The sequence below is a fragment of the Desulfovibrio sp. ZJ369 genome (assembly GCF_011039085.1).
In the GTDB taxonomy this organism is placed as follows: Bacteria; Desulfobacterota; Desulfovibrionia; order Desulfovibrionales; family Desulfovibrionaceae; genus Desulfovibrio.
The window spans coordinates 24,595-44,152 of sequence record NZ_JAAKEI010000003.1 but is presented as its reverse complement, the minus strand read 5'-3'; the positions used below and the strand labels follow the sequence as shown (position 1 = coordinate 44,152).

28 protein-coding genes are annotated in these 19,558 nt (G+C 61.5%); all 28 read left to right on the top strand.

Features of this window, described 5'->3' with window-relative positions:
• The first annotated feature begins 62 nt into the window (after positions 1-62).
• The 28 genes from G7Y51_RS01530 (at position 63) to G7Y51_RS01395 (ending at position 19,558) form a co-directional block, all read left to right on the top strand.
• On the top strand, positions 63-320 hold the full coding sequence (locus tag G7Y51_RS01530; protein ID WP_165174646.1) for an alanyl-tRNA synthetase: 258 nt from the start codon (positions 63-65) through the stop codon (positions 318-320).
• Between the two features lie 109 nt (positions 321-429).
• Positions 430-822 carry an iron receptor gene (locus G7Y51_RS01525; protein ID WP_241160090.1) on the top strand — a complete coding sequence of 131 codons (393 nt, stop codon included), beginning with the start codon at positions 430-432 and terminating at the stop codon, positions 820-822.
• A gap of 13 nt (positions 823-835) precedes the next feature.
• Positions 836-1,198, top strand: a complete 363-nt coding sequence (locus G7Y51_RS01520) for a DUF488 family protein (RefSeq protein ID WP_165174644.1) — start codon at positions 836-838, stop codon at positions 1,196-1,198.
• 191 nt (positions 1,199-1,389) lie between these two features.
• On the top strand, positions 1,390-2,124 hold the full coding sequence (locus tag G7Y51_RS01515) for a hypothetical protein (RefSeq protein WP_165174643.1): 735 nt from the start codon (positions 1,390-1,392) through the stop codon (positions 2,122-2,124).
• A gap of 13 nt (positions 2,125-2,137) precedes the next feature.
• On the top strand, positions 2,138-4,186 hold the full coding sequence (locus G7Y51_RS01510) for a terminase gpA endonuclease subunit (protein WP_165174642.1): 2,049 nt from the start codon (positions 2,138-2,140) through the stop codon (positions 4,184-4,186).
• A 3-nt stretch (positions 4,187-4,189) separates the two neighbouring features.
• Positions 4,190-4,429, top strand: a complete 240-nt coding sequence (locus G7Y51_RS01505; protein WP_241160089.1) for a helix-turn-helix domain-containing protein — start codon at positions 4,190-4,192, stop codon at positions 4,427-4,429.
• A gap of 2 nt (positions 4,430-4,431) precedes the next feature.
• Complete coding sequence (locus G7Y51_RS01500) at positions 4,432-4,707, top strand: BrnT family toxin (RefSeq protein ID WP_165174641.1); 276 nt, start codon at positions 4,432-4,434, stop codon at positions 4,705-4,707.
• A complete protein-coding gene (locus G7Y51_RS01495) occupies positions 4,688-5,008 on the top strand; it encodes a helix-turn-helix domain-containing protein (protein WP_165174640.1) in 321 nt (106 codons plus the stop codon). Before G7Y51_RS01500 ends, G7Y51_RS01495 begins: the two co-directional genes overlap by 20 nt.
• A 172-nt stretch (positions 5,009-5,180) precedes the next feature.
• Complete coding sequence (locus tag G7Y51_RS01490) at positions 5,181-5,411, top strand: DUF6148 family protein (RefSeq protein WP_165174639.1); 231 nt, start codon at positions 5,181-5,183, stop codon at positions 5,409-5,411.
• Positions 5,408-6,970 (top strand): phage portal protein, encoded by a 1,563-nt coding sequence (locus G7Y51_RS01485; protein ID WP_165174638.1) that lies wholly within the window; start codon positions 5,408-5,410, stop codon positions 6,968-6,970. Before G7Y51_RS01490 ends, G7Y51_RS01485 begins: the two co-directional genes overlap by 4 nt.
• On the top strand, positions 6,963-8,249 hold the full coding sequence (locus tag G7Y51_RS01480; RefSeq protein WP_165174637.1) for a S49 family peptidase: 1,287 nt from the start codon (positions 6,963-6,965) through the stop codon (positions 8,247-8,249). The genes G7Y51_RS01485 and G7Y51_RS01480 overlap by 8 nt, the downstream gene beginning before the upstream one ends.
• 1 nt (position 8,250) lies before the next feature.
• On the top strand, positions 8,251-8,658 hold the full coding sequence (locus G7Y51_RS01475; protein WP_165174636.1) for a head decoration protein: 408 nt from the start codon (positions 8,251-8,253) through the stop codon (positions 8,656-8,658).
• Positions 8,659-8,661: 3 nt separating this feature from the next.
• Positions 8,662-9,690 (top strand): major capsid protein, encoded by a 1,029-nt coding sequence (locus G7Y51_RS01470; protein WP_241160088.1) that lies wholly within the window; start codon positions 8,662-8,664, stop codon positions 9,688-9,690.
• 1 nt (position 9,691) lies between these two features.
• Entirely contained in the window at positions 9,692-10,318 is a 627-nt protein-coding gene (locus tag G7Y51_RS01465; protein ID WP_165174635.1) for a glycosyl hydrolase 108 family protein, read from the top strand.
• Positions 10,319-10,329: 11 nt separating this feature from the next.
• On the top strand, positions 10,330-10,650 hold the full coding sequence (locus tag G7Y51_RS01460) for a hypothetical protein (protein ID WP_165174634.1): 321 nt from the start codon (positions 10,330-10,332) through the stop codon (positions 10,648-10,650).
• A gap of 4 nt (positions 10,651-10,654) precedes the next feature.
• Positions 10,655-10,852 carry a hypothetical protein gene (locus G7Y51_RS01455; RefSeq protein WP_165174633.1) on the top strand — a complete coding sequence of 66 codons (198 nt, stop codon included), beginning with the start codon at positions 10,655-10,657 and terminating at the stop codon, positions 10,850-10,852.
• A gap of 69 nt (positions 10,853-10,921) precedes the next feature.
• Entirely contained in the window at positions 10,922-11,251 is a 330-nt protein-coding gene (locus G7Y51_RS01450) for a hypothetical protein (protein WP_165174632.1), read from the top strand.
• Entirely contained in the window at positions 11,248-11,574 is a 327-nt protein-coding gene (locus G7Y51_RS01445) for a hypothetical protein (protein WP_165174631.1), read from the top strand. Before G7Y51_RS01450 ends, G7Y51_RS01445 begins: the two co-directional genes overlap by 4 nt.
• A complete protein-coding gene (locus G7Y51_RS01440; RefSeq protein ID WP_165174630.1) occupies positions 11,571-12,200 on the top strand; it encodes a hypothetical protein in 630 nt (209 codons plus the stop codon). The genes G7Y51_RS01445 and G7Y51_RS01440 overlap by 4 nt, the downstream gene beginning before the upstream one ends.
• 124 nt (positions 12,201-12,324) lie before the next feature.
• Entirely contained in the window at positions 12,325-12,849 is a 525-nt protein-coding gene (locus tag G7Y51_RS01435; protein WP_165174629.1) for a hypothetical protein, read from the top strand.
• Positions 12,850-12,862: 13 nt separating this feature from the next.
• On the top strand, positions 12,863-14,197 hold the full coding sequence (locus tag G7Y51_RS01430; protein WP_165174628.1) for a phage tail sheath protein: 1,335 nt from the start codon (positions 12,863-12,865) through the stop codon (positions 14,195-14,197).
• 2 nt (positions 14,198-14,199) lie between these two features.
• Positions 14,200-14,742, top strand: a complete 543-nt coding sequence (locus G7Y51_RS01425) for a phage major tail tube protein (protein ID WP_165174627.1) — start codon at positions 14,200-14,202, stop codon at positions 14,740-14,742.
• 1 nt (position 14,743) lies between these two features.
• On the top strand, positions 14,744-15,043 hold the full coding sequence (locus G7Y51_RS01420) for a phage tail assembly protein (RefSeq protein WP_165174626.1): 300 nt from the start codon (positions 14,744-14,746) through the stop codon (positions 15,041-15,043).
• A 149-nt stretch (positions 15,044-15,192) separates the two neighbouring features.
• Positions 15,193-17,529 (top strand): phage tail tape measure protein, encoded by a 2,337-nt coding sequence (locus G7Y51_RS01415; protein ID WP_165174625.1) that lies wholly within the window; start codon positions 15,193-15,195, stop codon positions 17,527-17,529.
• 12 nt (positions 17,530-17,541) lie between these two features.
• Entirely contained in the window at positions 17,542-18,003 is a 462-nt protein-coding gene (locus G7Y51_RS13525) for a type II toxin-antitoxin system HicA family toxin (protein WP_206214225.1), read from the top strand.
• Between the two features lie 130 nt (positions 18,004-18,133).
• A complete protein-coding gene (locus G7Y51_RS01405; RefSeq protein ID WP_165174624.1) occupies positions 18,134-18,517 on the top strand; it encodes a type II toxin-antitoxin system HicB family antitoxin in 384 nt (127 codons plus the stop codon).
• Positions 18,518-18,890: 373 nt separating this feature from the next.
• Positions 18,891-19,100, top strand: a complete 210-nt coding sequence (locus tag G7Y51_RS01400) for a twin-arginine translocase TatA/TatE family subunit (RefSeq protein WP_165174623.1) — start codon at positions 18,891-18,893, stop codon at positions 19,098-19,100.
• A 26-nt stretch (positions 19,101-19,126) separates the two neighbouring features.
• A complete protein-coding gene (locus tag G7Y51_RS01395; protein WP_165072984.1) occupies positions 19,127-19,558 on the top strand; it encodes an ACT domain-containing protein in 432 nt (143 codons plus the stop codon).

The following is a 19,558-nucleotide window of genomic DNA, read 5'->3' as shown; positions in this document are numbered from 1 at the left end:
GAAATTTATGGTAGTGTTTTCTTATGCGAAATCAACAACTTATATCAAAAAAGAGCACTGCCATGAAAACTTCGCGCCGTGCATTTCTCGCACGCCTCATGAACGAAGCCTGGGCACTGGCCCGGCAGGGAGCGCAAAAATTCGGCGGCAACGCGCAACTGTATTTCGCCATCGCTCTGCGGCTCGTCTGGCAGGACAGCCGACCGCGCACCATCTGGCACCGGGGGATTGGCAATCAGTTTGTCCTGCCGGGAATGCCGCGGCTTTCAGCGAGCATCCAAAAGGGACAGTTCGTCCTGCCCGGCATATCGAACAACTGAAAAGGGGCGGCAATGCCACTTGCCGCCCCAGATAGCGGCGGAGCCAATCCGACCACCATCATGCAAGGTCAGCTTGGCTCCGCAGACAGCAAAAGTCAAGGAGCCAGCCGTGGACATCGACAAAAAGACGTTGCGGGCCATCAAAAAAGAGTGCCGGGAAATGGCCCGTGAAATGACCCGCGAACACTACAAGCTCTATGACGACATCTGGTGGGATCGGATCAGGATCGACTCGGCGCTGTATGACCACGGCAAGGAAACCATCAGGGAAATCAATCACCGTATGCCGAACCTGTTGACGCATGACCCCACCATCAGTCCTCTGGACATCGTGGCCGAGCGGTATGGTTTCGAGAGCACGTCCGACCTCGTCGATTTTCTCCTGGCCTACACCCCGCGAGGTCCGGTGGAAGAACATTTTTATGAACAACTACTTGCGGAGCGCCTTGGAGAAATCGAGACGCCCGCGCAGCAAATCGAAGTGGACGAAGTGCCCTTTTAAAGGAGACAGAAACGTGATTCAGACATCGTTTTTCAGCAGCAAGGCCCCGCAGGGCCGCAAGGTCAGTATTGCCAAGTGGCCACCGCGTTACTGGTCAGGGCCGCGCGCGCCCAAGCTCGCTCCGTCCAACCCCAGGGCCGAGGATTGGGCGGCAGCCTACCGCCGCGATCTGGAAAACCGTTTCCCCACGGAATCCAGCCTGAGGCTCTACTTGCAGGAAATCGAACGGGAAACGCCCGATCCTATCCTCTGCTGCTACGAAGCCGATCCGAACGAGTGCCACCGCCGTGTGCTGGCCGCGTACATCAAGGAAAAGCTGAATTGGGACGTGCCCGAATGGGGCAGCAAAGCGCCTGAACAGGCGTCGCTGCTCTAAAAACGCGGGTGGGGGCAACGGATCTCAAACATCCGCCGCCCCCTGGACTTGGAGGGGGTAAGCCCACCAAGCGCCATTTGTGAGCTTATTCCCTCCGTTATCGAAAATCAACGGAGGGAGCCATGAGCGGGAGCCGTGGCCGGGATTGAACCCCGCGTTCCGACGCCGGACGCGGGTTTGCCGGAGTAAACATGCCGGACAAGAACGTGGAGGAACTGCTTGCCAGGAGCGCCAGCACGGACGTGCAGGTGCTCCTGACCGCCAAGGAAAACGCCAAGCGCGCCGCCCTTGACGACCCTTCACAGGCGAACCTCGCCGCGCTGGATCGCGCCTCCAGAATGCTGGAGAGCGCCATGCAGGCAACAACGAATCTCAGGGACTGGCGGGCCGTCCTGGCCTATGTGGGCGAAAACGGGCGCAAGCTCGGCAAAACCAAGCTGTTTGACGACATCAAGAAAGGCCGCCTGAAAAAACAGCCGGACGGCACGTTCAAGCAGCGGGACGTGGACCGCTACATGGCGAGCCTGCCCATGGCCGGCACACCGGACGCCGTGGCGGAAAAGGCCGCCGACCGCCAGCGCCGCAAGGAAGAGGAAGAAATCCGACGCATCAGGGCTGTGGCGGACAAGGAGGAGTTCGACCTCCAAGTCAAGAAGGGCCGCTACATCCTCAAGGATCAGGTGCATCTGGAGCTGGCCGCGCGGGCCGTGACGCTGGCTTCGGGCCTGAAAACCGCCTTTGAGGCGCAGCACCTCGATCTTGTGGCCACGGTGGACGGCAATCCGAAGAAAGGGGCCGCGCTGGTGGAAAAGCTGGAAACCATGCTTGACGAAGCCCTGAACGAGTACAGCCGGGAAATGGAGTTCGAGGTGATATTTGAAGCGGGACAATCCGAAGCTTCCGAACCGGAGGATGCCGAAGCATGAGACAGGAGCCCCGATGATCCGGACAGGCCAGTTTGAACTGTGTGCCGTCCCCCAAACCGGGCCGGTGCGGCGCGTGACGCTCACAGCGTCCGTGCCGCGCTGGCTCTCGCCTGTCGTGGCCGCCGAAGTCGCCGCCCATATCGCGGCGGGCAATGGCCCCGTCTCCTTTCACTTTTCCCGAGGCGAGCGCAAAATCATGCGCCATCGCAAACCTGTCCCGGTCAGCCAGTGGGCGGAAAAATACCGCATCGTGGAAATGTCCAGCATACCGGGCAAGTGGAAAAACCTCTTCACGCCCTATCTCACGGGCATCATGGACGCCGCCGGAACGCCGGGCGTGGAAACCGTGATCATCTGCAAAAGCCCACAGACCGGCGGCTCGGAGTGCGGCCACAATTTCGTGGGCTGGTGCATCGACCGCAGCCCCGGCCCGGTCATGTATGTGTTCCCCGATGAAATCACGGCCCGCGAGAACGCCAAGGACCGCATCATCCCCATGATTGAGGCGTCGCCTCGCCTGCGCGAATACATGACGGGCTACGGTGACGATGCGTCTTCCCTGCGCGTCAACCTGACCCATATGCCCATTTATCTGGCGTGGTCCGGCTCGGTCTCCCGCCTGGGCAACAAGCCCATCCGCACGCTTGTTTTGGACGAGCTCGACAAATACAAGAACCCGAAGAACGAGGCCACGTCCGAAGTACTGGCAGAAAAACGGACAACGACATGGCGCAGCCGTCGGCACATCATCAAGATCAGCACGCCGACCACGGAGGACGGCCCGATCTGGACGGCGCTCACCCGTGAGGCCGGGGCGCGCTTCGACTACTGGGTGCGCTGCCCGCACTGCGGCATGGCGCAGCTCATGGATTTCGAGCGCATCGACTGGCCGGACAAGGGCACGGAGATGGAGCCGACGGCGGAAGAGGTTTTGACCCGCCGCCTCGCCTGTTATCCCTGCGAACACTGCGGAGCGGTGTGGGACGACAGCGACCGCGCCGTGCGCAGGGGCGAGTGGCGCGAGCGTTCCAGCGGCCTGGATCTCGCCGCGCACCTTGCGGCGCGCAAACCGGTGAAAATCGGTTTCCATATTCCGGCCTGGCTGTCCTATTTCGTCAGTCTGTCGGAAGTGGCCTCCGCCGCCCTCAAATACAGGGAATCCGGCAAGCTGGATGATCTCAAGAATCTGCAAAACCAGTACAAAGCCGAGCCGTGGCGGGAGGAGCATGTCGTCCGCTCCGAAGATTCCATCCTGGCCCTGTGCGACGACCGCCCGCGCGGAGCCGCGCCCGGCCCGGTGGAAGGGAAGGAGCGCGTCGCGTGCCTGCTGGCCGGCGTGGACACCCAGGGCGTGAACGAGCAAAAAGGCTATTTCCGCTACATTATCCGGGCCTTCGGCTACGGCGATACGGAAGAGAGCTGGCTTATCCAGTGCGGGGCCGCGCCCTCGTTCTCGGCGCTCAACGAGATTTTGTGGAACTCCGAATACACGACCCCGGACGGCCTGAAATACAAGGTCCGGGCCTGCATGATCGACGCGATGGGCGGCCGCACGCGCGAAGTCTACTCCTGGGCGATTCGGCATCGCGGGCGCGTGTACCCATGGCAGGGGGTGCGCTCCCTGTCCCAGCCCTACACTCCGGCCCCGCAGGAATACTTCCCCGACGCGCGGGGCAACAAGGTCAAAATCCCCGGCGGCCTGAACCTCTGGCGCTGCGACACGACCTTTTTCAAGTCAGACCTCGCGCACAAGCTGTCCATCGCCCCGGACGATCCCGGCGCGTTCCACCTGCACGACAACGCGGGCGGCATTTTGGAGCAATACGCCCGCGAACTGTGCGCCGAAGTCTGGGACGACGAAAAACAGGCGTGGGTCAACCCGCACGGCAAGCCCAACCATTATTGGGACTGTGAGACAATGGCCCTCGCCCTGGCCTTTATCCTCAACATCCGACACCGGCAGCGGCCGGAGCCCGCGCCCCGGACCACGCCGAAAACGTCCATGGAACGCCGGCGCGGCGGCCTGTCCATCGCCGACCGGCTGGCGCATATCAGGAGGTGAGCTGTGGCTGACGAACAAAGCCCTTCCCTGGACAAGGGCTGCAAGCTTAACTGGCGGCAGGCATGCGCCATGCTCGGTTGCAGTAAGCGGCAATTTTACAACCTGGTTTATTCCGGCATCCTGCCCGCGTACAGATTGGCAGGCAGCAGGCGTGGATTGTGGATATGGGAAAAAGACTGCCGCAAGCTTATTCAGCCTGTAGCAGAAAAGTTTGACAAAAGTAAGCCAAAGGATTATTTTTAAATATGCAATTTGAATGGGACGATAAAAAAAGCGATGCCTGTTATCTGCAACGTGGCTTTGATTTTCGTTTTGCTGCGAATGTTTTTTTTGATCCATACCGTATAACGGTACAGGATTTACGAGCAGACTATGGGGAAGCACGTTATATTACCTTTGGAAAAATAGAGGATCGTCTTTTTTGTGTGGTTTATACCCTGCGAGGAGAGACTATCAGAATCATCTCAGCACGCAAAGCAAATTCCAGAGAGGTAAAAAAATATGAGTATAGTCAGGGTTGAAATAAACAGTCCAGGTGGAGGGCGCGCTAATTTTGCAAAAATAGACGCCACAACCGATGAAGAAATTACAAAACAAAAAGCGGAAGATGATATGGAAGCCGTACAGGATACGGCGCTTCATATTCGGAATATCCGCAAAAGTCTTTTCCTGACACAGGAAGAATTTTCCAAGCGAATTAATGTCCCGCTTGCCACTCTGCGCAACTGGGAACAGGGAAAACGCCGCCCGGCGGGGTCGGCTCGCGCCCTCCTCAAGATATTGTCCCGCAGTCCCGAAGTAATGAAGCTTCTGGAGCAATAAGGCGGTGCTGCCAGCTTGGCAGTATGAACCGGCAAGCCCTCTGCCAAGCGTCGACGCCGACAACGCCGACATTTTGATGCCCCTCGAAAATTTTTTGTGCATATAGGTGCATTTGTTCCCGTTGTTCCCGTTATTCCCGGACACGCAATTTCTGCCGTGCTAATTGCATGGCATGTCCATCTGGTCCCGCGAAGAACTCCTCTCCCTGCTTGCCGACTGGAAGGCCGCCTATCGGGCGGCTTCCACCGGCAAGTCGTACACGATTCAGGGCCGCGCCCTGACGCGCTACGATCTGCCCGAAATCCGCAATCAGCTTTCCTTTCTTGAAAATGAACTGGCCGCGCTTGATCGCGGCGGCAAAGGCCCCGTCTTCGTCCGTGCGCGGATCAGGAGGCCGTTATGACCGCCCTCCTGAATCAGTACGGTCAGCCGCTCAACACGGGCCGCCACGTCTCCGGCCCCTCGCGTGACGCCGGGGCGTACCGCGGCACCATCGCCAACTGGCATCCCTCGCGGCTGGTCAACAGGGACGCACAAATCCGCGAACGCCTGACCACACAGCGCCGCGCGGCGGATCTCGCGGCCAACGACTGGGCCGCGAAATCCGGCCTGCGCACCATCGCGGATAATGCCGTGGGCACGGGCCTGGTGCCCAAATCCTCCATCCCGCACAAGCTGCTCGGCATTTCCCGTGAAGAGGCCGTGGCCATCGGGGAAAAGATGGAATGGGCCTTTTCCTCCTGGTCGCAACAGGCCCACGCGCGCGGCATCGCCCATTTTGAAGACCTGCAATACCTGGGCATCAGCTCCATCCTGCGTCTGGGGGAGATGCTGCACCTGCCCGTGATGCTCCCCCCTGAAAACGGGCGCGCCTTCAGCCTCGCCATCCAGGATATGAACCCCACGCGCCTGTGCACGCCGGCGGACAAAACGCTGGATCTGCACATCAGGGACGGCATCGAGTTCACCGGCTACGGCAGGCCCGTGGCCTACTGGCTGGCCTGTCCGCCGCCTTCGCTGATTCCTGTGGATCAGCAGCAGCTTTTTTCCGATTCCTTCATCCGCCGCCCGGCCTTCATCGGCCACCGGCCCAACGTCTTTCACCTCTTCCGTTATGAAGAGGAGGAACAGGTCAGGGGCGTTTCCGCGCTGGCCAACGGCATGAAGCTGTTCCGCAACCTCAATGACGCGCTGGATTCCGAGCTGTTCGCCCAGGTCATCGCGGCCAGCTTCCCGGTGTTCATCGGGCTGGAAAACGGAACCGCCGACCTGCCTCCGGAAGTGCGGGAAGCCTACGGCATGGAAGAGGAACAGAGGCCGACGGAGCGGAGCATGGACATCGCGCCGGGCACGGTGGTTTTCGGCAATCCCAACGAAAAGCCCTATGTGCTGGAAAACAAGCGGCCCTCGGCCAATTTCCCGCCCTTTGTCGAAATCGTGCTCCGCGCCCTGGCGGCCATGCTCGGCATCCCCTACGAATCGCTGGCGAAAGACTTTTCCAAAACCAACTATAGCTCCATGCGCGCGGCGCTGAACGAGGCATGGAAGCTGTACCTGTTTTACCGGCGCTGGTTCGCCCGGCTCTACACGCAACCCGTCTGGGAAATGGCGCTGGAGGAAGCGTACCTGCGCAACTTCCTCGGCCTTGCGGACGACATCGACAGCCTGCGCCCGGCCCCCGGCTTCTACGAAGGCCGGGAGTTCTGGTGCAGCGCGACCTGGGTCGGCCCGGCGCGGGGCAGCATCGACCCGGTGAAGGAAATCCAGGCCACCATCATGGCCCTGAAAAACCACCTGACCACCTACGGCGAAGCCTGGGCCGAACGCGGCGGCGATTTTGCGGACGCGCTGCCGCAGATGCAGGAGGAGCGGGCGATGCTCGGGAGCCTGCTGCCGCAACAGGGCACGAAGCGCGTTACGGGCAAGGCCAAGGATTCTGCGGAGGGCGGCGAGAATGAGTAAGGTCGTCGAGCTTGCCCGGTCTCACGAAACCTGGGCGATTGCCAGAGAATATGCCCCCACGCTGTTCGCGGCCCTGCAAAGCGAGCTGGAACAGCGCAAATCGCCGGAAGCTCTCTCCCAGCCTCCCCATGAGGATGCTGCGCGCTCCGTCAGCGAGCGCCTTCTGCGCGTGGTGAACGGCGTGGCTGTCATTTCCATCGGAGCGCCACTCGACAGCACGAGCCTCCTTAGCAGGTTCTCGGACGATATTCTGATGCTTGGCCATGACGCCATCCGCGAGGCCGTCAAGATGGCCCTGGCAGATACAGACGTCCGTTCCATCCTGCTGTCCATAGATTCGCCCGGCGGTGTGGTGCAAGGCACCAAGGAGCTTGCCGACTTTCTTGCCGAGGCTGCCCGACAGAAGCCCCTTGCCGCCTATGCCAATGGCCTGTGCGCCAGTGCGGCCTTCTGGCTTGCCTCGGCGTGCGGGCGCATCTATGCGCCTGCTACCGCGCTGGTCGGCTCCATCGGCGTCATCATGTGCGTGAGCGACTGGTCGGAGTTTTACGCCAATATGGGCGTCAAGCTCGAATATATCAGCAGCGGTCGATTCAAGGCCGCTGGCCGCGAGGGCAAGCCGCTCTCCGAAGAAGAACGAGCGTATTTCCAGGGGCAGCTCGATACCCTGCACGACATCTTCAGGCAGGATGTCCGCGAGCGGCTGTCGCTCGAAACCCCGGAATCAGCCTGGGCAGAAGCCCAGCTCATTGTTGCATCCCAGGCACAACCGCTGGGCCTTGTCAGCCGGATTGTCCGTGACGAGGAGGAAGCAATCAATCTTTTAGCGGAGGAAAAGGGAATGTCCCAGATCACAAGGGAAGTCCTGGCAAAAGATGCCCCGGAGCTTCTGGCCGAAATCCAGGCAAGCGCCCGCGCCGAGGGCAAGGCCGAGGGCGAGGCGCAAGCCGCCAAAGCCGCAGACGAGGCAAGGGCGCAGGTCATGACCCTCATACGGGCCGTTGCGGGCGAGGAAGTGACGGCCAAGGTGGAGCAGCTTGCCAAAGCCGGGGTCACGCCCGCGCAGTTGGCCGCTCTGGCCCCGCTGCTCGGCAGGGAGAAGGCGGAAACGTCGCCAGCCGACAACACAAGTGAGTCCGACGCCCGCAAACAGATGCTTGAGGCCATTGCCTCCGTGACCGGAGGCCCGCTGCCCTCCGGCGCGGACGTTCGGAAAAGCTCCAAAAGCGCGCTGGTGGCCGACGCGGAACGCCGCGCCGCCGCGCAAAGGATGATGTAACATGTCTCTGAACTCCTGCGGCGAAGACGCCCCCCGTTCGTTGTCGGACATCGTGCTGGAAGAACTGAGCATGAGCTGGTGCCGTGAGTCCGGCGAGCTGGCCCCTCTGTCTGCTCCTCTGCAACTCGGCGCGGTCCTCGCGCTCGACGCGGCGGGCCGCTATGTGCCCTACATGACCGAGCTGACGCCCGCCGTGGAGGCTGTACCGGCCGTCTGTGCCAACAAAGCCGTGGCCGTGCTCATCTCCAAAAAAATCCCGGCCAGTGAGGAAGCGCAGCCCTGCACCGTGCTCCGGCGCGGTTGCTGCGTGGCGGTTGATAACCTCGACTGGCTCCCCTCCGTGTCCGAGGACCAGAAGAAAACCGCCCTCGGCCAACTCGCGGCCCTGGGCATCGTGCCCAAGGAGTAAATCATGTCGCAGATGCTTACATCCCCCGACCTTTACACGCCGGTGGAGCTGACCGAGGCGGTCAACAAGCTCCCGCTCATGCCGCAACGACTGCGCCCCCTGTTCACGCAACGCAGCGTCAGGACCACAAACGTCGCTCTGGACATCAAGCAGGGCCGCCTCGTGCTGGTCAGCAATCAGGATCGCCGCGATCCGCCCCAGGAAATGCACGGGCGCGGCAGCACGCGCACCACCCGCGTCCTTCAGACCGCCCATCTGCCGCTGTCCGACAATGTGAGCGCCGACGATCTCCAGGATGTGCGCGGCTTCGGGACCACCGAGCCGATCACCAAGGAGTATGTCATCAACAACAAAATGCAGGACCTCAAGAACTCCCTGTCCATGACCGTGGAGTTTCACCGCCTGGGCGCGGCGCAGGGCGTGATCTACGACGCGGACGGCACGACCGTGCTGCACGATCTGTTTCAGGTGTTTGGTGTGAAGCAGAAGAAAATCAATCTGGTCTTTCCGTCCAACACAACAAAATTCAATCCCATCAAGAAGGCCGTTCTCGACGCCAAGCGCCATGCCGAAGAAAAACTCGGCGGCGCCCCGGCCACGCGCTTTGAGGCTCTGGTGGGCTCGGACTTTTACGACATGCTCACCAGTCACGAACTGGTGCGCAAAGCCTATGACCTGTGGGCCGCGAATCAGGACAACTTCGGGCGGGACGATTACCGCAGGCGCGGCTTCACCTACGGCGGCGTCACCTGGATCGAAGCCTCGGAAGTCGTGGGCGGCAGACGGATGGTGGAGCCGACCAAAGCCCACTTTTATCCCGTGGGTCTGGATATTTTCATGCAGTACAACGCCCCGGCCAACTGGATTGAGACGGCCAACACCTACGGCAACGAGTTTTATGCCCGCATGGACGCGAAGCCCAAGGGCCGCGGCTATGATCTGGAAGTGCAGTCCAACCCGCTCGCCATCTGCACCTATCCCGAAGCCCTGGTGGAACTGACCGCCTCCTTCGGCCAAGTGGTGGAGAAGTAGCATGGCCGATTTCCTCATAGCCTACGCGCCGCTCAAGGAGTTTGAAGGCGGCTGGTGCGACGTGCCCGGCGACGCGGGCGGCGAAACCTATGCCGGCATTGCCCGCAACTTTTTTCCGGACTGGCGCGGCTGGCCGCTCATCGACGCGGCCAAATCCCACAGCAGCCACAGCCGTGGCGCGCGGGCCTTTTCCCGGCATCTGGCCGCGCTGCCCGGCCTCGCCGATCTGGTGAGGGACTGGTACCGCGTGGAGTGGTGGGAGCGGATGCGTCTGGGGCAATTCCCGCAGATTGTGGCCGACGAGCTGTTCGAGCAGGCCGTGAATCTGGGCCGGGGCGGCTCCGGGCGTTATGTGCAACGCTTGTGCAATGCTTTCAACCGGCGCAGAGGGCCGCGCGGGGAAGAACGGATTTTCCCCGACCTCGCCGAAGACGGCTGCCTCGGCCCCAAGTCCCTCTCCGCAATGGCAAAACTGCTTTCCGGGCGCGTCAGCGCCGCTGTGTTTGTTCACGCGCTCAACGGCCTCCAGCTCGCGCATTACGTCGGCCTGGGCTCCAAAAACTTCGAGCACCGCAAGTTCATGGACGGCTGGCTGACGCGCACCTGTTGCCCCACGGAGGCCCACTAACGGAGACTGTCATGAAAAAAACACTGCCTTTTCTTGTCTTGGCTCTGGTCGCCGTCTTTCTTCCCTGCCTTGCTCCGGCAGGCGATGCGCTCAGTCCGCCCGAGGGCGCCGACATGGCCGCGACCATTCTCGGCTGGCTGCCGGAACGTTGGGAGGGATGGGTGACGTTTGTCGTGACCCTCTGCGCCGCCGTGTCCGCCATCTGGCCGCGCCCGGCGGAGACGGCCAATCCCCTGCTGCGCCTGTTGTATGTGGTGGTCAACGCCCTGGGCTTCAACGCGGGCAAGGCCAAAAACGCCGACGACGCCGCTGCCAAAGCGGCAAAGCTGTAGGCGTATGCCCTCCTGGGCGCAGGCGCTTATCCGGGTGATCGTGGCTCTGCTGGAGTGGTGGCGTGAACGTAAAACTCAAAAGCGCGTGGCTGCTGTGCGCGCTGATCCTGGCTCTGAGTGGCTGCGCAAGTTCGGCGGCACTGACCGGCGGAACAAAGACGCTTCCACCGGCCCCGAGGACGCCGGGGGCGGTGGTGACTGAGCGGTATATCTGCATCCCGCACGAGGAAGCGGCGGAGCTGCTGCTGTGGATAGAGCGGGCGGAGGCTTTATGAACGCGACATTACGATTTGTGCAGACTCTTGTTCTGCCTCTGCTTGTGCCGGTGCTGGTGGGCATCGGCTCGGCCGCGACCACCAGCATGGTCATGACGGCGCGGCTGGAAGAGCGCGTGTCCCATCTGGAATCACAGATGCAGCGGCACGAACAGGCGCTTGACCGCGACTTCAACCGGCACGAGCAGGCCGTGTCCGAATTGGGCAGGCGCACGGACGATCAGGAGCGGCGGCTTGCCAAGCTGGAAGGCGTCGCGGAAGAGACGCGCTCTTCCCTTGCCGAAATCCGGGCCGACATCAAGACCCTGCTGCGGGGGACGAAATGACGCTCCGGCAACAGCTTGTCCGAGATGCGCGCAACGTCTTCCTGAACCCGGACGAATTTGCGGAAGAGATCAGCATTGAGGATGTGAAAACTCCGGCCGTCTGCGACTGGTCGGCACAGCCTGGCGGCGAACACCTGTACGACAGTCCCGGCGACACCTGGGGCGTGAACGCCGTCCATGCGGAAATCACCCTGGCCGAAGGTGTCATCCCGACACCGGAACCGGGGCAGGAACTCATCGTCAATGACCGGGCGTGGATCGTGCGCTCCGCCAACACGCAGGCAGGATTGCTGAACCTCAAACTGTACCGGAATGTGGCATGATCGAAATTCAGTTTGATCCGCGGGTTATTGATGAAGCCCTGGCCCGGCTTGACGGCGTGCAACACAATCTTGCCCGCGCGGTCAAGGCGGCGCTCATGGCGACGGCCCCCAAGGTTCGGACGGACGTTATCGGCGTGCTGGAACGCGACATCACCGTGGGCAACAGATTCGTGCGCCGGGCGGTAAAGGCCGTGCGGAACCGGGGCGACAGCGCGCAGTTCAAAGTGTTCTCCAAGTCGCTGTTTCTGGACGATTACGAGCTGGAACCCCGCGAGCGGACGGCCCGGCTCGGCGTGCGCTCCAAAGAGTGGCCCGGCTTCACCTACCGCCTGCGGAGGGACGGCAAGCAGTTCCACAGCTACGGCACGCCCACGGGCAGCGACGGCACGGGCAGCACGCCTTTCCTGGCCAGGACCTCCGGAGGCAAGCTGCGCGTCATGTACCGCCGCAATCCCGATCATGTGCAGACCGGCCATGACGATGTGTTTCTGGCCTACGCCCCGCCCATCCAGTACCACGCGGTCGCGCCGCAGGTGGAGGAAACGGCCCGCAATACGGCCATGCGGATTTTCCATCAGGAATTGACCCGCGCCGTGGACAATATCCTCAAAGGACGGGCCGTATGAGTCCCCAGATGACGGCCCCCCGCACGTCCTGTGCGGGATGGCCTCTCGCTCACGAAAAGCGCGGTTTTCGTTTCGCTCGCGCTGCGCGGCGCGCCGCCGTCCCTGGCGGCGGGGAGTTCCGGCCATGAGTCCTTTTTTCTTGCCCGCGCTCAAAGCCCGGCTGCTGGCCGACCTCGCGGATTTGCGTCTGGATCGGCGCGGCCCTGTTTCTTTTTCCGCTCCGGCCCCCGCCGCCCGCGCCGCGTCTGCCGACGGCTTCCCGGCGCAGGTCTTCATCGGCGACCTGCCCCCGAAAAAACGCCGCCCCGGCGACGCGGAAAAGCCCGGCGAGCCCTTCCCCTGCGTGGTGCTGATTCCCCTGTCCGGCCAGACGGACAGCGGAGAGGACGCCATGACCGTGGCCCTGATTTGCGGCGTGTACTGCGGCGAGGAAGGAGACGCCGAGGGAGCGGAAACGGACATGGCCCTGCTGCTCTCCCGCATCCGGCAAAGTCTGGCCCCCTGCCTGAAAGCGCCGCTGGACGGTCGTTACCGCCTGACGCCGGACGAAAAGGGCCGCCTGTTCCCCTGGGAAAAAACCGACACGCAACCCCGCCCGTATCTTCAGGCGACAGTCATGACACACTGGCGCATGAAGGGGCTGGAATAAAAGGAGCATCGCCATGAGCTACCGCCACGGCGCTTTTTTCGATGAGGCGCCCACCAGCCTCGTGACCCCGGTGGAAGTGGATTCCGCCCTGCCGGTGGTCATTGGCACGGCCCCTGTCCACAACCTGCCCGACGCTGCAAAGGGCGGCCCGCCCGCGCCGGTCAACGAGCCCCGCCTGATTTACACGGTGGAGGATTTTGTGGCCCAGTTCGGCGGCCTGAAAGACGGCGAAGCCGCGCATAATTATACCCTGACCGAGTTCGTCAACGTCTTCATCGGGCGCTACAACGTGGCCCCGGTGGTCTGCATCAACGTGTTCGATCCGGCCCGGCATCTCCGGCCCGGAGAATCCGCGGACGACGCAGGCGCGAGCGGTAACGGGCAGACAGCGGAGGGGACGCCCGAATCCGGCCTTGCCGGTTCGGATGGTCGCGTCCCCGTAGCGGGGAAGGACATCATCGGCGGCGTGAACGAATCCGGCAAAAGCACCGGCCTTGCTCTGGTGGACAGGGTTTTCCCCCTGTTCCGCAAGGTGCCGGGGCTGATCCTTGCGCCGGGCTTTTCCTCCAACCCGGCCGTGGCCATTGCCATCGGCGCGGCCTGCGAGAATATCAGCGGCCATTTCCGGGCCGTGGGCGTGGCCGACCTGCCCGGCGGCATTGCCCGTCCCGAAGATGCCCCGGCCTGGGTCAATGACAACAACCTGACCGACGAAAATCTGCTGCTCTTCTTTGGCACGCCCGTCTATGACAACGCGCCGGAATACGGCTCCACGCATCTGGCCGCCGTCATGGCCCGGCGGGACGCGGAAAACGACGGCATCCCCTTCTGGTCGCCCTCCAACAGGCGGATGCTCTGCCAGGGCCTGACGCACAACTGCGAGGAACTGGCTCTGACCCCGCTGGAAGCGGCCAACCTCAACGGCAACGGCATTGTCACCGGCCTGAACATGGTCGGCGGCATGGTGGCCTGGGGGGATCAGACCGCCTGTTATCCCGGCGTCACGGACGTGAAGGACGCCAGCATCCCCATCCGGCGCATGTTCAACTGGATCGGCAACACGCTGGTGCTCACGGCCTGGCAGAAGGTCAGCAACCCGCTGCGCCGCCGCCTGATTTCCTCCATCTGCGACACATGCAACATCTGGCTCAACGGCCTTGTGGCCCGCGAGTTCATCCTGGGCGGGCGGGTGACCTTCGAGGCCAGGGACAACAGCAGTACCGACCTCATGGCCGGCAAGGTCCGCTTCCACGTCCACGTCACGCCGCCCACGGCGGCGCGGGAAATCGTGTTCACCCTGGAATACGACCCGGCCTATCTGGAAACCCTCTTTGAAAGCGCGGTGTGAATATGAGTCAGCTTCCTTCCACCAATCTGATCCCGGCCCTGCTGACCGACGCGGCCATTTACAAGGATGGCGTCGGGATGCTCGGCGTGGGCAGCATTGAAATGCCGGATTTCGAGTTCATGAGCGAATCCATCGCGGGCCTGGGCATTGCGGGCGAAGTGGACGCGCCAGTGGTGGGGCACATGAAGTCCATGACCGTCAAAATCAAGTGGAACACCTGCAACCCCACAGCCACCAGTCTGCTCGCGCCCGAAGCGCATCAGCTCGAAATCTACGCCTCGGTGCAGGCGTATGACGCGGGCAGCGGCATTTACGAGCATCAGCCGGTGAAAGTCGTCATCAGGTGCCCGCCCAAAAAGGTGGGCATCGGCAAGATGGAGCCGGGCAAAAAAATGGAGCCGGAAACCGAGCTTGAAGTCTACTACCTCAAGCTCTGGCAGAACGGCCAGGAAATGGCCGAAGTGGACAAGTTCAACTACCTCTTCAGCGTCCTTGGCGTGGACTACCTCGCCAGGGTTCGCGCCAACCTCGGCAAGGATTACTAGCATGAAACCCGACTTCAAGCCTTTGAACGTGGAACCGGACGCCTCCCGCAGCGCGGTCGTGCCCCTGAACTATCCCGTGCAGCTCGCCGACCGCCGGCTTGAGGAAGTGATCATGCGCCGCCCGAACATGGGCGATCTGCTGGATCACGAGCCCAAAGCGCCTGACGACGTGGCCTCCGAACTGGCGCTGATCGGCATTCTCTGCGGCCTGAAACCGTCGGAAATGCGCCTGCTGGACGCGACGGACTACGCGAGGCTGCAAGACCAGTATGTGCGATTTCGGGCCGTACCCAAATCGTAAGCAGATTCTCCGGCTGGCGCTCGCCCTCTCCCGCATGACGCGCTGGGGCCTGCGGACCATCAGGAGCATGACGTGGCAAGAGGCGTGCGAGTGGCTGGAGGAAGCCGCCGCGTTTGAACGGGAAATCCATCGCGCATAAGCGAGGGCACATGGCCGGGACTGTGGGCGTCAACTTCAGCATCGGAGCGCAACTCAGCCGCACGGTGACATCGGCATTCAGCACGGTGTCTTCCCGCGTGCGCGGGTTGAAAACCGACTTGAGCGAGCTGAACAAACAGAACACGGCCGTGACGCGGATGCAGACGGCCAGCGACAAATTGAGAGCCGTACAGGCGAAATACGCGGCGGATTCCAGTGCGAAAATGCGGGCGGCCGTGCGCACGGCGACGATTTCTTACAAAAATGCCAAAAAGGAGGTTGCCGACTATGGCCTTGCCGTGGAAAGCGCGGGCCGGGCCCAGGAACAGCTTGCCCAACGCATTCAGCGCACCCAGGCCGCCTTGTCCCGGCAACAGCGCCTCCAGGCCAATCAGGCCAAGCGAAAAGAATTGCAGGGGCAGGTACTGGGCACTGTGGGCGTGGCCATGACCGTGGCCGCGCCGGTCAAGCTGGCTATCGACTACGAAAGCAGCTTCGCCGATCTGAAAAAAGTCGCCAACTTTGCCAGCACGGAGCAGGAAAAGCAAGTCCAGCAGGATATTTTCGCTGTGGCGCGGCGCTCCGGCATCAGCGCCGGCGGCATGACGGCCATTGCCGCGTCCGCCGCCGAATCCGGCGTCGCCAATGACGCGCAGGGCAACCTTGATCCCGCCATGCTCAAGCAGTTCCTGAGCGACGCGGCGGAAATGGCCGTGGCCTACGGCATTTCCGCGGAGGAGGCCGGGGAACGCCTCGCCATATTCCAGTCGCGCATGGGCCTCAACGCCGAACAGACCAGGGCGATGGGCGACGCCATGAACTATCTGGCCTCCAAAACCAACGCCACGGCCGCCAAAACGTCCGAAGTCATTTCCCGCGTCGGCGCGGTGGGCGTCACCGCCGGGCTGTCCGCAAAAAGCATCGTCGGCCTGGCCGGGGCGTTCGTCTCCACGTCCGAAAGCCCGGAAGTGGCGGCCACAGCCATGAAGTCCTTCCTGCTGGCAATGGCCCAGGGCGACGCCATGTCCAAAACGCAGAAGGACGCCTTTGCCAGAATCGGCATCCGCAACGTCAGGGCGCTGGCCGAAGGCATGAAAAAGGGCGGCCCCGAGGCGGAGAACACGATCATGACCGTGTTCGAGGCCATGCGCACACTGCCGGAGGCGGAACAGGCGGGCATCGCCAAGGATATTTTCGGTCTGGAATCCTTGCTTCAGCCGTTGCGACGAAGGAAGCTACGGATGAAGACAGCAACTGGTTACTGCGGCAGCCAGCCAACGCAACCGCTGTCGCTATCCGTAAGCAAGCAAAGCTTGCTAACGGCTACCGCCGCTTCCATCGCGCCCCTGGTCAATGACCCCGCGAAGCTGGCAAAAGCCTTTGCGCTTGCCAACTCCAAAGAAGCCGTCGGCTCGCAGCTCAGGGAGTTCGAGACCCGTTCCAAAACCACGCGAGGGGCTCTTGATCGTCTGAAAAGTTCGGTCGGCATCCTGGGCATCACCGTGGGCAGCGTGCTTCTGCCGCCCCTGGCCACAGCGGCCAACACAGCCGTGGCCGTGGTCAAGCCGATTACCGCTCTGGCCGAGCGTTTCCCGCTCGTGACCAAGGCGGTGATGTTCACGGGCATCGCCCTGGTGGGGCTGAAAGTGGGAGCACTGGCCGGGGTGTACGCGGCCACAATGATTTCCGACGGCTGGACCATTGCCAGAGGGGCGCTGCATTCCTTCCGGCCCTCGGTCATCGCTACAAATACGGCACTGGCCTGGCACCGCACTGTGGCCGTCGCTGCGGCGGCGGGCACAAAAATCATGGCCGTTGGCGCGAAAATGGCCGCCGCCGGAACATGGCTGCTCAACGCGGCGCTCTCCAACAACCCCATAGGCTGGGTGGTCAAGGGCGTGGCCGGGCTGATCGCCGGGCTGGTCTACCTCTACAACACCTGCGAGCCGGTGCGCGCGGCCTTTGACGCCGCATTTACCTGGATCGGGGACAAAGTGTCCTGGGTGGTGGATAAACTGCGGGCCGTGGGCGAATGGCTCGGCATCGTGGATGAGGCCGACGCCACGGCGGATGCAAAGATTGCCGGGGCCAAAACGTCGCGCACAGCCGTGGAACCCTCGACCGTGGCCGCGCCGCTTCTGCCCGCCGCGCCCAAAGAATGGAATCCGGCCATACCCGGCGCAAGCGGCGCGGCGCAAAACTTCAACCTGACGTTCAGCCTCAAACGAAACGGCTGGCGCAAGCAAGCAAAGCTTGCTAACGGCTACCGCCGGCTCTGGCGACAGCTAACGCTGTCGCCAGAGCCGGAAAGAAGGCTCGCCCCGCAAACGGGGCGTCTTTTGATCTAGAGTAGATTATCTTTGACTTTTTATGAAAGTCAAAGGTGGCATTCAGGCGAAAAACGCGATTTTCGCCTGAATGTACGCCGCGTTGCGGCGGCTGCCGCTTTCGCGTCAGTAGAGCATTTTCAAAGTGAAAATGCTCTAAAGAAAGTCTGGAGAAGTGGCAAGGGACAAAATCGGAGAAAGGCCAGCGTCACCCGCACCGCGACGCCGGTGGAGGATAGGCTTGTTGATTGCTTTTATGCGCATAATGCGTATTTTTTCTTGACAGACATGCGCATAGTGCGTATAAGAATCATGAACGCACGGGAACTCATCAAAAAGCTGGAAGCCGCGGGCTTCGTCAACCAGGGCGGCACCAATCACGACAAACTGGTTCACCCGGATGGAAGAAAAACTGTTGTTCACCGGCACAAGGGCGAGATACCCTTGGGAACCCTCAAAGCCATTGCCAGGCAGACCGGCATCAAACTGCCCTGAGCCGGAAACGGCTCGGGGTTTCGGAGAGAGAGGGTATTAACCAGCTGATGTTCACAGCCCCAACAGGTCAGCTTTTATGCGGGTTTCCTGCCCACAAAACATTCGTTGGTTAATACTCTCCGGAGAGAATATGCGTTATCCCGTTATTGTCCACAAGGATACAGGCACGGACTACGGCCTGATTGTTCCCGATTTTCCCGGCGTCTTTTCCGGCGGCTCGACGCTGGACGAGGCTCTGGCCAATGTTCAGGATGCCATCGAAACCTTTTACGAGGGCGAGGAAGTGGATGTGCTTCCCGATCCTTCGCCGCTGGAAAGCATTCTCGCCTCCGAGGATGCGGCAGGTGGAGCCGTGGTGCTGCTGGACGTGAACTTTGATTTTCTGGACAAAAAGGCCGTTCCGGTCAATATCACGCTCCCGCGTTATGTCCGCAACCGCATCGACAGGGCGGCCAAAGCGCGCGGCCTGACCCGATCCGCCTATCTGGCCAAGGCCGCGCTGGCGTATGTGTGAGTTGTTGGTTCACATATCCAATGCCGGGCGGCCGCGTGGAGTGGTGCGAGTAAATTGAAATCCACAATTCTTGCAGCGATACCGTTGTTTTCCCAGAATTTTTCCGCTTCGATATACCGTAGGGAGATAACACATTTACATCATATTGTTAATACTCTCAATTTTTTATGGTATCATAAACGCTGCCAAGAGCCGCTTCGACGGCGGAGCCGCGCTTCGCTCCCACGCAGCCTGCGGCTTCGGGCGACGCTGCCGCATAAGACGCCTCTGCCCTGGCGTATATGCCGACACACCTTGACCTTGCGCCTGACGCGGCTTATGCTGTTTGCAGTAGATCGGCTTCAGAGCCCAACATCCAACGGAGGCTTGCCGCATGTTCGGCATTGGCATGCAGGAATTATTGCTTATCCTGGTCGTGGTGCTGCTTATTTTCGGCGCCAACAAGCTGCCGGAAATAGGGGGAGGTCTCGGCCGGGCCATCCGCAACTTTCGCCGCGCCTCTTCCGAACCGGACGAAATAGACATTACCCCCAAGGAAAAGAAGAACGACGCATCTTCCAAGGATGATCCAAACAAAGCCTGAACGCATTGCCTGTTAAAGGATCCAGCATGAAAGCAGAACAATTGTCCGTTTTTCTTGAAAACAGGGCCGGTCGCCTCGCCGAAGTCACGCACACTCTGGCTGAAGCCGGCATCAATATCCGGGCGCTTTCTCTGGCCGATACGTCCGACTTCGGCATTTTGCGTATGATCGTCTGCGATCACGAAAAAGCCAAAAACGTACTCAAGGAAAAGGGTTTTACCCTTGGGCGCACCAGCGTGGTGGCCGTGGAAGTGTCCGACGTGCCGGGCGGGCTTGATGCGGTGCTGCAACTGGTGTCCCGCAACGGCGTGAATGTGGAGTATATGTACGCTTTTGTGCAGCGCGATCAGGAAAGCGCGGTGATGATTTTCCGTTTCGACAAAGTCGATCAGGCTGTGGAACTGCTCAAAGCAAACAATTTCACCATAATTCCGGCTGACCGTCTCTGCTCCTACTGA

Coding starts and splice junctions, on each gene's coding strand:
- G7Y51_RS01530 (WP_165174646.1), top strand. CDS start 63: ATGAAAACTTCGCGCCGTGCATTTCTCGCACGCCTCATGAACGAAGCC.
- G7Y51_RS01515 (WP_165174643.1), top strand. CDS start 1,390: ATGCCGGACAAGAACGTGGAGGAACTGCTTGCCAGGAGCGCCAGCACG.
- G7Y51_RS01510 (WP_165174642.1), top strand. CDS start 2,138: ATGATCCGGACAGGCCAGTTTGAACTGTGTGCCGTCCCCCAAACCGGG.
- G7Y51_RS01500 (WP_165174641.1), top strand. CDS start 4,432: ATGCAATTTGAATGGGACGATAAAAAAAGCGATGCCTGTTATCTGCAA.
- G7Y51_RS01495 (WP_165174640.1), top strand. CDS start 4,688: ATGAGTATAGTCAGGGTTGAAATAAACAGTCCAGGTGGAGGGCGCGCT.
- G7Y51_RS01490 (WP_165174639.1), top strand. CDS start 5,181: ATGTCCATCTGGTCCCGCGAAGAACTCCTCTCCCTGCTTGCCGACTGG.
- G7Y51_RS01485 (WP_165174638.1), top strand. CDS start 5,408: ATGACCGCCCTCCTGAATCAGTACGGTCAGCCGCTCAACACGGGCCGC.
- G7Y51_RS01480 (WP_165174637.1), top strand. CDS start 6,963: ATGAGTAAGGTCGTCGAGCTTGCCCGGTCTCACGAAACCTGGGCGATT.
- G7Y51_RS01475 (WP_165174636.1), top strand. CDS start 8,251: ATGTCTCTGAACTCCTGCGGCGAAGACGCCCCCCGTTCGTTGTCGGAC.
- G7Y51_RS01470 (WP_241160088.1), top strand. CDS start 8,662: ATGTCGCAGATGCTTACATCCCCCGACCTTTACACGCCGGTGGAGCTG.
- G7Y51_RS01465 (WP_165174635.1), top strand. CDS start 9,692: ATGGCCGATTTCCTCATAGCCTACGCGCCGCTCAAGGAGTTTGAAGGC.
- G7Y51_RS01460 (WP_165174634.1), top strand. CDS start 10,330: ATGAAAAAAACACTGCCTTTTCTTGTCTTGGCTCTGGTCGCCGTCTTT.
- G7Y51_RS01455 (WP_165174633.1), top strand. CDS start 10,655: ATGCCCTCCTGGGCGCAGGCGCTTATCCGGGTGATCGTGGCTCTGCTG.
- G7Y51_RS01450 (WP_165174632.1), top strand. CDS start 10,922: ATGAACGCGACATTACGATTTGTGCAGACTCTTGTTCTGCCTCTGCTT.
- G7Y51_RS01445 (WP_165174631.1), top strand. CDS start 11,248: ATGACGCTCCGGCAACAGCTTGTCCGAGATGCGCGCAACGTCTTCCTG.
- G7Y51_RS01440 (WP_165174630.1), top strand. CDS start 11,571: ATGATCGAAATTCAGTTTGATCCGCGGGTTATTGATGAAGCCCTGGCC.
- G7Y51_RS01435 (WP_165174629.1), top strand. CDS start 12,325: ATGAGTCCTTTTTTCTTGCCCGCGCTCAAAGCCCGGCTGCTGGCCGAC.
- G7Y51_RS01430 (WP_165174628.1), top strand. CDS start 12,863: ATGAGCTACCGCCACGGCGCTTTTTTCGATGAGGCGCCCACCAGCCTC.
- G7Y51_RS01425 (WP_165174627.1), top strand. CDS start 14,200: ATGAGTCAGCTTCCTTCCACCAATCTGATCCCGGCCCTGCTGACCGAC.
- G7Y51_RS01420 (WP_165174626.1), top strand. CDS start 14,744: ATGAAACCCGACTTCAAGCCTTTGAACGTGGAACCGGACGCCTCCCGC.
- G7Y51_RS01415 (WP_165174625.1), top strand. CDS start 15,193: ATGGCCGGGACTGTGGGCGTCAACTTCAGCATCGGAGCGCAACTCAGC.
- G7Y51_RS01405 (WP_165174624.1), top strand. CDS start 18,134: ATGCGTTATCCCGTTATTGTCCACAAGGATACAGGCACGGACTACGGC.
- G7Y51_RS01400 (WP_165174623.1), top strand. CDS start 18,891: ATGTTCGGCATTGGCATGCAGGAATTATTGCTTATCCTGGTCGTGGTG.
- G7Y51_RS01395 (WP_165072984.1), top strand. CDS start 19,127: ATGAAAGCAGAACAATTGTCCGTTTTTCTTGAAAACAGGGCCGGTCGC.